The sequence below is a fragment of the Cohnella sp. 56 genome, from assembly GCF_037963805.1.
Classification (GTDB): Bacteria; Bacillota; Bacilli; order Paenibacillales; family Paenibacillaceae; genus Cohnella.
On sequence record NZ_JAZDQE010000001.1, the window covers coordinates 695,403 to 706,884 of the forward strand.

The 11,482-nt window shown below is 61.8% G+C and carries 8 protein-coding genes; all 8 read left to right on the plus strand.

Going from position 1 to position 11,482, the window contains the following annotated elements:
* Positions 1–571: 571 nt before the first annotated feature.
* The 8 genes from VQ071_RS02775 to VQ071_RS02810 all read left to right on the plus strand — a co-directional run bounded on the left by VQ071_RS02775 (position 572) and on the right by VQ071_RS02810 (position 10,949).
* Complete coding sequence (locus VQ071_RS02775; RefSeq protein ID WP_340512315.1) at positions 572–1,588, plus strand: LacI family DNA-binding transcriptional regulator; 1,017 nt, start codon at positions 572–574, stop codon at positions 1,586–1,588.
* Positions 1,589–1,605: 17 nt separating this feature from the next.
* A complete protein-coding gene (locus tag VQ071_RS02780; RefSeq protein ID WP_340512316.1) occupies positions 1,606–2,478 on the plus strand; it encodes a carbohydrate ABC transporter permease in 873 nt (290 codons plus the stop codon).
* Between the two features lie 13 nt (positions 2,479–2,491).
* Positions 2,492–3,319, plus strand: a complete 828-nt coding sequence (locus VQ071_RS02785; RefSeq protein ID WP_340512317.1) for a carbohydrate ABC transporter permease — start codon at positions 2,492–2,494, stop codon at positions 3,317–3,319.
* Between the two features lie 157 nt (positions 3,320–3,476).
* Positions 3,477–4,838 (plus strand): ABC transporter substrate-binding protein, encoded by a 1,362-nt coding sequence (locus tag VQ071_RS02790; protein WP_340512318.1) that lies wholly within the window; start codon positions 3,477–3,479, stop codon positions 4,836–4,838.
* Between the two features lie 169 nt (positions 4,839–5,007).
* Positions 5,008–6,267 (plus strand): amidohydrolase family protein, encoded by a 1,260-nt coding sequence (locus VQ071_RS02795; protein ID WP_340512319.1) that lies wholly within the window; start codon positions 5,008–5,010, stop codon positions 6,265–6,267.
* 20 nt (positions 6,268–6,287) lie between these two features.
* Positions 6,288–6,476, plus strand: a complete 189-nt coding sequence (locus tag VQ071_RS02800) for a hypothetical protein (protein WP_340512320.1) — start codon at positions 6,288–6,290, stop codon at positions 6,474–6,476.
* Between the two features lie 273 nt (positions 6,477–6,749).
* Entirely contained in the window at positions 6,750–8,513 is a 1,764-nt protein-coding gene (locus VQ071_RS02805; RefSeq protein WP_340512321.1) for a sedoheptulokinase, read from the plus strand.
* Entirely contained in the window at positions 8,514–10,949 is a 2,436-nt protein-coding gene (locus VQ071_RS02810; protein ID WP_340512322.1) for an alpha-mannosidase, read from the plus strand.
* Positions 10,950–11,482: the final 533 nt, after the last annotated feature.

The window sequence follows — 11,482 nt, forward strand, 5'->3', positions numbered from 1 at the left end:
AGATGCGATCTGTCCAAGTGACGCTTTTACGCCCAACATGATGTTTTCTGTTCAGAATTAAACGGTTGTGGAACGCTTCGACCTCAAGGCGATACACTCGCTAGGGGCAATAGCGTCCAGAACAATTTAGGCGCGTTGTTTTTATAGAAAAATAGGAACGTTCCCAAAATTGAAATTGTAAGCGGTTTTGCAAACGGTTAATGGAATTAAGGGTTGGAGTAAGTGATGGATTTAAATGATGGAGTAAATGATGGAATTAATTGATGGAGTTAAGTGAATGGCGGCAAGCTTCGGCGCAGTACGTATTTGTCCTGAAAAAGTTACCGCTGTCCGACTGCCCCATGATAAAATGGGAACGTTCCCGAAATTTGGAGTCGCCGGATTGCGATGATGCCGTAACGGCTGTGTCTCGCGTGTAAGACCGGGCACCTCATCGCCAAGCATTCGCGGCTAAGCACCTGCACGCACCGCCCTGCCCTGCACCGCCTGCACTGCACCGCCAGCACTGCCATGCATCTGCATCGCTTGCGACCCGCCGGGAGCTAAACCATTCATAGAAAGCAGGCCGAACATGGGACCTACCATTCATGACGTTGCCAGACTCGCCAACACATCCAAAAGCACGGTATCGCGTTACCTGAACGGGCAGAAGGTCAAGCGCGCCACGCAGGAGGCGCTGGACCGGGCGATCGAGGAGCTTAACTTTCACCGCAACGCCAATGCGCGCCGCCTGGTCATGGATAAGACCAATACGATCGGCGTCGTCGTCGACAATATCTCGAACGTGTTCTACTCGGGCATCATCCGCGGGATCGAGATCGTCGCGGGGCGCAGGGGCTTCAACTGTATCTTCTACAGCTGGACGTCGAACTACGGGAGCGAGCGGGAGTTCCTCTCTCTCCTGTACGAGGGCCAGGTCGACGGGCTGATTCTCGTCAGCTTCCAGAAGCGGACACCGGAGGATCTGACAGTATTCCGGGAAACGGAATATCCGGTGGCGCTGGTGGGCGACCACGGCGAGATGGAGGGGTTGATGTCGGTCGACGTGGACAACGCGGCGGGGGTGGAGGAGATTGTGCAGTACCTGCACGGTCTCGGGCACCGGGAGATCGCCTATATCGCCGGCCCGCCGCATGCCGGAGCGAGCAAGTACCGGCAGAAGGGGTTCTTGCAAACGATGGAAGTGCTCGGTCTGAGCGCCCGGCCAGAATGGATCGTCGAATCGGACTGGAGCAACCAGGGCGGCTATGAAGCGATGCGCCGGCTGCTCAAGACGAAGGGCTTCACGGCGGTCGTCGCTTCGAACGATGAGACGGCGATCGGCGCCCTGCGGGCCATTCAGGAGCAAGGCCTGAGCGTGCCGTCGCGGCTCTCGCTCGTCGGGTTCGACGATATCTCGATCTCGGAGTGGGTGTTCCCCTCGCTCACAACCGTGCGGCAGCCGTTTCAGGAGATCGGCATACGGGCGGCCGAAGGGTTGTTCCGCCGCATCGAAGGAGAAGATGAAGGAATCGAGAGCCGTTCGTACCATCTGCTGAAGCCCAAGCTCGTCATCCGGGATTCTTGCGACAGACCGACTTCCACCTGAAACGAGGGTTGATGCGCATGAACACAAAAATCAACAAATCCTATTACGGTTATATTTTCATCGCGCCTTTTTTCATCGGTTTTCTGCTGATTGGCCTGGCGCCGATTTTGTACACCTTTTATCTCAGCCTGACCAAGTGGGACGGCTTCAGCGATCCGGTATACGTCGGCGCCGCCAACTATACCCGGCTGCTCCACGACAGCTTTTTCTTCCAGACGATCGGCAGCACGCTCATCATCTGGGTCATGTCGATTGTGCCGCAGATTATTTTGGCGCTCGGGCTCGCGCTCATCCTTAACGAGCGGTTCATCCGGGGCAAGCACTTTTTCCGGGCAGTGTTCTACTTCCCCCACATCGTCACGCCGGTCACGCTCGGCGTTCTGTTCAGCCTCATGTTCGACTGGCAGACGGGCAGCATCAACAAGGTGCTCATGAACATCGGCCTCGTCCACGATCCGGTCAACTGGTTCAACAATCCATGGTGGTCGCGGATTATCGTGGCGGGCGTCATCTGCTGGCAATACTTCGGCTTCAACCTGATCATCTTCATTGCCGGTCTCCAAGGCATCTCCAAGGAAGTATACGAGGCCGCCGAGGTGGACGGAGCGACCAAGCCCGTCATCATCCGCCAGATCATTCTCCCGCTGCTGCGTCCGGTCATGCTGTTCACCTTCATCACCTCGGTCATCGGCGGCCTGCAGCTGTTCGACGCGCCGCTCATGCTGGGAGACGGACCGGGCAACTCGACGCGGACGATGATCATGTATCTGTATGAGACCGCATTCAAGAACTTCGACTACAGCTACGGCTCGGCCGTCGCCTACGGCATCTTCGTCGTCGTCATGTTCTTCACCGCGGTGACCACGCTGGCCACGAGAACAAAGGAATAGGAGGCACCCGCTTATGAGATCCGGATATACCCACACCAAAGCCCTGCTGTATCTCTTGCTGGCAGCCGTCACATTCGTTTGTCTCGTTCCCTTCTACAGCATGCTCATCACGTCGACCCACGCGAACTCCGACATCGCGAGCAAGCTGCTGCTCTGGCCCGGCACGGAGCTGGCGAACAACTACAACCGGCTCGTCGGCTCCGTCAACATCTGGCGCGGCTTCGCGAACACCGTGTTCATCGCGGTTACGGGGACGCTGCTCAACGTCTACTTCGCGGCGCTGGCGGGCTTCGGCTTTTCCAAGTACCGCTTCCGCTACCGGGGCTTCCTGTTCCTGTTCGTGCTCGGCACGATGATGATTCCCGGACAGCTCGGCATTATCGGCTTCTACAAGGTTATGAGCATGCTGCAGCTGACCGACACGTACTGGCCGCTGCTGCTCCAATCGCTGTACAACGCGTTCGGCATCTTCCTCATGCGCCAGTTCGCGGACGCCTCGATCCCCGACGAGATCATCGAATCCGGGCGGATCGACGGGTGCGGAGAGTTTCGCATCTTCCACCGCATCGTGCTCCCGCTCATGGGGCCGGCCATCGCGACACTCGCTATTTTCTCCTTTATCGGAAAATGGAACGACTTCCTGACGCCGATGATCATTCTGTTCGATAACGACAAGCAGACGCTTCCCGTCATGATCGCCAGCGTCAAGTCCGCATTCTCCTCCGACTTCGGCGCCCAGTACGTCGGCATCGCCATCTCGGTCATACCGCTGCTCGTGTTCTTCGCCTTCATGTCGAAGCAGATCATCAGCGGCGTGGCGGCAGGCGCGGTCAAGGGCTGATCGGGTGACGGATCAATTGCAAGACCATGACACGCTGTGAAAGAGGTGATGCGGGTCCCGATGGACTGAAGGAGTTGTGAAAGCGCAGACAACCGCAAGGAACCCGAAAAGCGCAAGGTCAAGTTTCCTCATTAAACGATCTAAAGGGGCGATTGCTTTGAAAAGAAAATCATGGCTTCCCGTATCGCTGGTGCTCATCCTCATCCTGACGCTGCTGTCCGCTTGCGGCGGCAACAAGGACAACGGCGTTTCCCCCTCGTCTTCCGCATCCGCGTCGCCGTCGGCTTCGGAGCCGGCTTCGCCGTCCCCGTCCGATTCGGCCTCGCCGTCCGCATCCGCGGCGCCGAGCGCGCTGTCGGGCAAGCTCGTCATCTGGACGTTCTTCGACCAGGTCAAGGACATGGCGGCCAAGTTCCAGGAGAAGAACCCCGGCGTACAGGTCGAGGTGAAGATGTTCCCCGGCGACCAGTATCAGACCAAGCTGCTGACGGCGCTGCAGAGCGGCAAGGACCTGCCGGATATCTTCGACCTCGAGCGCGGCTATATCGGCAAGTTCATCGACTCCAAGTTCCTCGCGGACCTGTCGGCCATGGGCGGCGAAGATCTCGTCAAGGACTACGTGCCGTACGTGCAAGGCCTCGGCCGTTCCTCCGACGGCAAGCTGAAGGCGATCTCCGACCACTCCTCTCCGGGCGGCTTCTGGTATCTGAAGGAGACGGCCAAGCAATATCTCGGCACGGATGATCCCGCTCAGATCGGCGAGATGGTCAGCACCTGGGATAAGCTCATCGAGACCGGCAAAAAGGTGTATGACGACAGCAAGGGCAAGGTGCACCTGATCGAGAACGCGGGCGACCTGTTCGACATCATGGCGTACAACACGGAGCCGTGGGTCAAGGACGGCGCGCTGAACATCGATCCGAAGTGGAAGGATACGTACGCAACGCAGCAAAAAATCCGCGAGAACAACGTGGACGCGAAGCTGGAGTTCATGTCAGCCGGCTGGGGCACAGGGCTGAACAGCGGCTCCGTCGTGCTGACGTCGATGCCCGCGTGGGCGGGCTTTATGGTCGACAACAAGGATGACAAGGCCGTCGGCAAGTTCGGCGTCGCCAGCACGCCGCTCGGCTTTTACACCGGCGGCACGTACCGCGGCATCTACGACAAGTCGCCGAACAAGGAGCTGGCCTACGAATTCATCAAGTATATCGCGAGCTCCGAATGGCAGACGTACAACCTCGGCAAGACGGGCAACATGCCGGGCCTCGCGACGGTGTATCAGGACAACATGGATAAGTTCCAATCGAGCTTCTTCGGCGACCAGAACATTCTGAAGCCATACTACGACACCGTCATGAAGCTGCCGGCACTGTCCGCCGACAAATACGGCGAAGAGATCTTGAGCCTGTGGCGCAAGTCGGCGGGCCAGGGCATCGCGAACAAGACGGATTACGACAAAGTCGTCGCGAGCTTCAAGAAGGAAGTCAAAAACGCCTTCCCGGAACTCAAGGTCGAATAGGCGCGGGTTAACGGCGTGACAAGGGGAGGACCGGGCGAGTGCCGTCAGGCTTGAACTGCGGCGCGGCGCCGGTGCGGGCGAGGAGCGGGCCAGTCCCCGATCTTCGCCGGCTCCGGCTGCACGGCCGGTCCATATCCCGCACGGGCTAGCGGAAGGAGAGACAGAAGAGATGCAAACCATACACGATTACATCCGGCAGCTCCGAATTATCGACGCGCACGAGCATCTCGCGACACCCGAGATTCGCCGCAGGGAGAACCACGATCTGTTTTCCCTGCTGCATTATCTTGAATCCGACCTGATCACCGCGGGCATGAAGCGCGGCGCGCTCGACCGGCGTCTCGGCCTGTCCGACGAGGAGCGGGCGGACATTTTTATGAAGTACTGGCATCGTACGTCCAACACCACATACGCCCGCATGTTCAAGCAGGCGATGGAAGAGCTCCACGGCCTGCGCGAGTGGAATGCGAGCGGCATCCTGCAAGCCAATGCGAGCGTACTCGCGGCCAGCGCGAATCCCGGCTGGTACGACGAAGTGCTCGGCGAGCGCTCGGGCATCGATCTGGCGTTCACGCTCATCCAGACGACGGATCTCGGCTACGACCGGTTCCGGCCGATTATGTTTCTCGATTTTACTTTCCGATTGAATACGACGGAGGACCTCCTCGGGATCTGGCGGGCGATGGACAAGGACGCGGATGCGCGTTCGTTCCGCGCCTACCTGGACGCGACGGACGGCCTGCTGCAACGATACAAGCAACAAGGCATGGTCGCCACCAAGCTCGGACACGCCTACTGGCGGACGCTGGCCTGCAGCGACCCGACGACGGCCGATGCGGAGCGGGCATACGACAGATTGCTGGGCGGCGAGACGATGACCGAGCGCGAGCTGCGGCCGCTGCAGGACTATATCATCCGCCATCTCATTGAGCGGTCGACCGCGATCGGACTGCCCGTGCAGATCCATACCGGCCATCACGAGACGAGCGTCTCGGGCGACGGCAACATTATCGGACGCTCGAATCCGGAGCATCTGGTGCCGCTGCTGCTGGACTATCCGGACGCGCGCTTCGTGCTGCTGCATGCGGGATTTCCTTTCCATCAGGTGTATCTCAGCATGGTCAAGAACTTTCCAAACGCCTACGCGGACTTCACCTGGATCTACATCATCACGCCGACGGCGGCCAAGCAGACGCTGCATCAGGCGATCGAGATGGTGCCGGCGAGCAAGATCCAGGGCTTCGGCGGGGACTACAACCATATCGAAGGCACCTACGCGCATCTGAAACTGGCAAAACGGATCGTATCCGAGACGTTGAGCGAAAAAGTCGAGTCGGGCGAGCTGGGCGAGACGGAGGCGATCGAGCTTGCCCGGCGCATCTTCCGCGGCAATATGATCGAGCTGTATGAGCTGGAAGGAATGGTTTAGGGACGTGGAAATGCTGCCGGGTGCAGGAGCAGGTGCAGGTGCAGGAGCAGGAGCAGGAGCGGGAGCAGGAGCAGGAGCAGGAGCAGGAGCGGGAGCAGGAGCAGGAGCAGGAGCAGGAGCAGGAGCAGGAGCAGGAGCAGGAGCAGGAGCAGGAGCAGGAGCAGGGCAGGAGCAGGTGCGGCTTTGCGCGGCAGGCTTTTCGCAGCTGACATTTAGAGGCTCGCCTTCCGCGGCTGATTTTCCGCGGTGGCCGTTCCACAGCTGGATAGTTGCTGAGGAGGAGCGACAGCTGCTAAAAGGCAGCTATTTGTTCCGAAAACGCGGAAAAAAGCGAGAATGGCACGAATTAACTGCGTTTTAGCATTTATTTATCGGGATATGCCGGTCGCGCGGCAAATTAGCTGCTTTTTAGCAGTTATCGGGGGGCAGCGGCCCTTCGCGCGCGGCGAGTGACGGCGGAGCTTCTGAGGAAGGGGATGTCGATGCTGGCGAAAACGGAAAGTGCGGCACAAAGACCGAGCAAGCTGGAGCGTCATTGCGTCATCGGGCTCGATATCGGCACGACATCGCTGTGCGCGGTGGCGGCGGATGCGCGGGATGGCAGCATCATACGCTCGCTCGCAAGGCCGAACCGGGCGGCGCTGCCCGCCGAAGCGCCGGACGAGCGGCTCCAGGACCCGGAGCGGATCGTCGACGAGCTGCTCGCGATGCTCGGGGAGTGGCGGGACTTGCTTCCCGAGACGGCTGCGATCGGAATCTCCGCGCAGATGCATGGCATCCTCTATGTCGACGCGGACGGCAGAGCCGTCAGCCCGCTCTACACATGGCAGGACGGGCGGGGAGACCGGCCGCTGCCGGATGTGAACGGCCGCGAAGTAGGGGAGAGCGGGACGGAGCGCGGGGCGAGGACGAGTGAGAGCCGGAGTGACGGCGAAGCGGGCAGGACAGGGCGTGCGGACGAGACAGGGCGTGCGGATGAGACAGGGCGTGCGGATGAGATAGGGCGTGCGGATGAGACAGGGCGTGCGGATGAGACACACCCAGCGGATGTGGCAGATCGAGCGGACGAGGCGGCCGGTGACGGGGCCGAAGCCCGAACCTGGACCTATCGGCAGCAGCTCGAGGCGTTGACGGGGTATCCCGTTCCATCAGGCTACGGGCTGCTCACGCATGACGTGCTGCGGCGGACGGGCGCCGTGCCGCCCGCGGCCGCCAAGCTGTGCACGATCGGCGACTACGCGGCGATGCGGCTCACGAGCCGGACGGCGCCGCTGACGGACGCCACGCAGGCGGCGGGCATGGGGTTGTTCGACCTGCGCAGCCGGTCGTTCGATCTGGCCGCCGCGGCGCGTGCCGGCATCGAGGCGGCGCTGCTGCCCGCGCTCGCGGGAGCCGCCGGCACCCTCGTCGGTGCGACGCCGGAGGGCATTCCGGTTGCCGCCGCCATCGGCGACAACCAGGCGAGCTACCTGGGCGCCGTTCCGGCGCTCGCGGGCAGCCTGCTCTTTAATGTAGGAACGGGCGCGCAGCTGTCGCTCTATTCGCCGGAGCCGGCAGCGGCGGCGGGGCTGGAGCTGCGTCCGTTCCCCGGCGGCGGCTGGCTGCTGTCCGGCGCATCGCTCGGCGGCGGCAAGACATATGCGCTGCTCGCCGCCTTCTATCGCGAGATCGCGGAGGCGCTCGGCGACCTGTTCGCCGACGAGTGGCCCCTCGAGCGCGAAGACGCGGCGCCGGCTCGCGCAGATGCACCGCCCGGCGCCGCCCGCCCGGCCTTGCCCGCGGACAGGCTGTACGCAGCGATGAACCGCTGGGCGCTGGCCGCGCTCGACGAGGGGCGTCCGCTCCCGAAGGTCGATCCCGCGTTTTTCGGCACGCGCGCCGATCCGGGCCGCACTGGCGCGATCGCGGGGCTGACGCCGCAGACACTGACGCCGCAGGCGCTGACCGCGGGCCTGCTCGCGGGCGTCGCGGAGGAGCTGGCCGCGTTCGCCGGACAGCTGCCGCCCGACCTGCGCGCCGGTGTACGCCGCCGCGTCGGCGCCGGCAACGGCATCCGCCGCAACCCGGCGTTGCGCCGGCTGCTGGAGGAGCGTCTCGGCGCGCCGCTCGAGCTGGCCGAGGAACGGGAGGAAGCCGCTTTCGGCGCGGCCGTGTACGCGGCGGTATGCGCCGGCATTTTCACAGACTACGATGAAGCGCTGGCCCGTATGGGCGGCAATTGCCTGACGGAAGGGGATATCGTTTAAATGAAGCACAGGAAGCTCTATATGATCGGCAACGCCCACCTCGACCCGGTATGGCTGTGGCAGTGGCAGGAAGGATTCCAGGAGGTCAAGGCGACATTCCGCTCGGCGCTCGACCGCATGAAGGAGTACGACGACTTCGTCTTCACGTCCAGCTCGGCCGCCATGTACGAATGGGTGGAGAACAACGCGCCCGACATGTTCGAGGAGATCCGGCAGCGGGTCACGGAGGGGCGCTGGAATATCGTCGGCGGATGGTGGATTCAGCCGGATTGCAACATTCCGAGCGGCGAGTCGTTCGTGCGGCAGGGGCTATACGGACAGCGTTATTTTATGGAGAAGTTCGGCGTGACGGCGAAGGTCGGCTACAACGTCGACAGCTTCGGCCACAACGGCATGCTCCCGCAAATTTTGAAGAAGAGCGGTATGGACTATTATGTCATGATGCGGCCGATGCCCAACGAAAAAGGGCTGCCGAGCCGGCTGTTCTGGTGGCAGTCGGACGATGGCTCGAAGGTGCTGACGTTCCGCATTATGTTCGAGTATCTGTCGTGGGGCAAGGAGCTGAGCGGTCATGTGCGCCGCGCGCTCGGCGAGTTCAAGGAGCCGCTGAACGATCTGCTGTTCTTCTACGGCGTCGGCAATCACGGCGGCGGTCCGACCAAGGAGAACATCGAGAGCATCCGCGCGCTGAACGACGATCCGGAGCTGCCCAAGCTCGTATTTGCGACGCCCGACCAGTACTTTGCGGATATGGAGGCGTCCGGGCTGTCGTTTCCGGTCGTTCACGACGATCTTCAGCATCACGCGAGCGGCTGCTACAGCGCGCATTCGGGCATCAAGCAGTGGAACCGCCAGGCCGAGAATCGTCTCGCCGCGGCGGAGAAGTATTCGGCGCTCGCCTCCTGGATTACGGGGCAGCCGTACCCGCTCGAAGCATTCGGACGCGCTTGGAAAAACGTGCTGTTCAACCAGTTCCACGATATTCTGGCGGGCACGAGCCTGGAGGCGGCCTACGAGGATGCGCGTTACTTGTTCGGCGAGGCGATGGCGATCGCGGACCGCGCGCTGAACGATGCGGTGCAGTCGATCTCCTGGCGCGTCGGCATCGGGCAGGACGAGGGCATGAAGCCGATCGTCGTGTTTAATCCGCATGCCTGGGCAACCAACGTTAATGTGGAGCTTGAGGTCGGGGGCATCGGTCCGAAAAGCGTGCTCAAGGACGAGAGCGATACGCCGGTGCCGTTTCAGACGGTACAGTCGCAAGCGACCTCGGGCGGACGCTATCGCCTGAGCTTCATGGCGGAGCTGCCGCCGCTCGGCTATCGCACCTACAAGCTGGTCGCGGCGTCCGAGTCGCTCAAGACCGTCGGCGCACCGATCGCCGCCAGCGACCTGGTGCTGGAGAACGGCCGCTTCCGGCTCGAATTCGACCGCGACAGCGGGGCGATCAAAAGTCTGCGCGACAAAAAGGCGGAGCACGATGTGTTCGCTGGCCCCGCCGCCCGCGCGGTCGTCATTGACGACAAGTCGGATACGTGGAGCCACGACGTGCTTCATTTCAACAAGATTGCCGGGGAATTTAAGGCGGTTAAAGTGTCGCGCATCGAGCACGGACCGGTCAAGTCGGTTATCCGCGTCGTGAGCCGGTACGGCGATTCGAGGCTGGTGCAGGACTTCGCGATGTATGCGGACCGCGAGCTGATCGATGTCAGCGTGACGGTGGATTGGCGAGAGAAGTTTAAGATGCTTAAGCTTGTTTTTCCGATCAACGTCATCTTCAGCAAGCATACGTACGAGACGCCGTACGGCACGATCCAGCGCGAGCACAACGGCGAAGAGGAGCCGGGCCAGAGCTGGGTCGACTACACGGGGCTGACGCGCGGGACCAACAAGATTTACGGCATGAGCCTGCTGAACGACGCGAAGTACAGCTACAGCATCGCGGGCAAGGAGCTGGCACTCACCGTGCTGCGCAGCCCGATCTACGCGCATCACGACCCGCTCGTGCCGGAACCGGATGGCGAGTATTCGTTTATCGACCAGGGCATCCAGCGGTTCAACTATGCGCTGCTGCCGCACGAAGGCGGCTGGGAGCAGGCGGGCACGGCACAGCGTGCGGCCGAGCTGAACTGCCGGCCGACGGCGGTCATCGAGACGTACCACGAGGGCGATCTGCCGCTGACGGATTCGTATGTCGCGTCTGACGTGGACCAGGTCATCGTGAGCGCGGTGAAGATCGCGGAGGACGGCAGCGGCGACCTGATCGTCCGCGCCTATGAGACCGAGGGGCGCCGCACGCAGGCGGAGATCGCGCTGCCGCGCTTCGGCCGCACGATCCGCGCCGAGTTCGGGCCGAGCGAGATCAAGACGTTCCGCGTGCCGCGGGACGCGGAGCGGCCGGTCGTCGAGACGGACCTGCTGGAGCGGGGCGTTTAAGCCGGCAAGGCGTGAGCCGGGGATCTGCCGGGCGTGATAGCGGAAGAAAGTTTCGCTATTGCACCCGAGAGCGAGGCAGGCCGGTGCGATAACGGAAAAAAGTTCCGCTAAAGTGCTCATGAGTGATGCTGGCAGGCGCGATAGCGGAAAAAAGTTCCGCTAAAGTGCCCGGGAGCGAGGCAGGTCGGTGCGATAGCGGAAAAAAGTTCCGCTAAAGTGCCCGGGAGCGAGGCAAGTCGGCGCGATAGCGGAAGAAAATTCCGCTAAAGCATCCGAGAGCGAGGCAGGTCGGTGCGATAACGGAAAAAAGTTCCGCTAAAGTGCCCGGGAGCGAGGCAGGTCGGTGCGATAGCGGAAGAAAGTTCCGCTAAAGTGCCCGGGAGCGAGGCAAGTCGGTGCGATAGCGGAAGAAAGTTCCGCTAAAGTGCCCGGGAGCGAGGCAGGTCGGTGCGATAGCGGAAGAAAATTCCGCTAAAGTGCTCATGAGTGGTGCTGGCAGGCGCGATAACGGAAGAAAGTTCCGCTATTGCGCC

Excerpts from the sequence above, each read along its gene's own strand:
- VQ071_RS02795 (WP_340512319.1), top strand. The coding sequence starts at position 5,008 with ATGCAAACCATACACGATTACATCCGGCAGCTCCGAATTATCGACGCG.
- VQ071_RS02785 (WP_340512317.1), top strand. The coding sequence starts at position 2,492 with ATGAGATCCGGATATACCCACACCAAAGCCCTGCTGTATCTCTTGCTG.
- VQ071_RS02775 (WP_340512315.1), top strand. The coding sequence starts at position 572 with ATGGGACCTACCATTCATGACGTTGCCAGACTCGCCAACACATCCAAA.
- VQ071_RS02810 (WP_340512322.1), top strand. The coding sequence starts at position 8,514 with ATGAAGCACAGGAAGCTCTATATGATCGGCAACGCCCACCTCGACCCG.
- VQ071_RS02805 (WP_340512321.1), top strand. The coding sequence starts at position 6,750 with ATGCTGGCGAAAACGGAAAGTGCGGCACAAAGACCGAGCAAGCTGGAG.
- VQ071_RS02780 (WP_340512316.1), top strand. The coding sequence starts at position 1,606 with ATGAACACAAAAATCAACAAATCCTATTACGGTTATATTTTCATCGCG.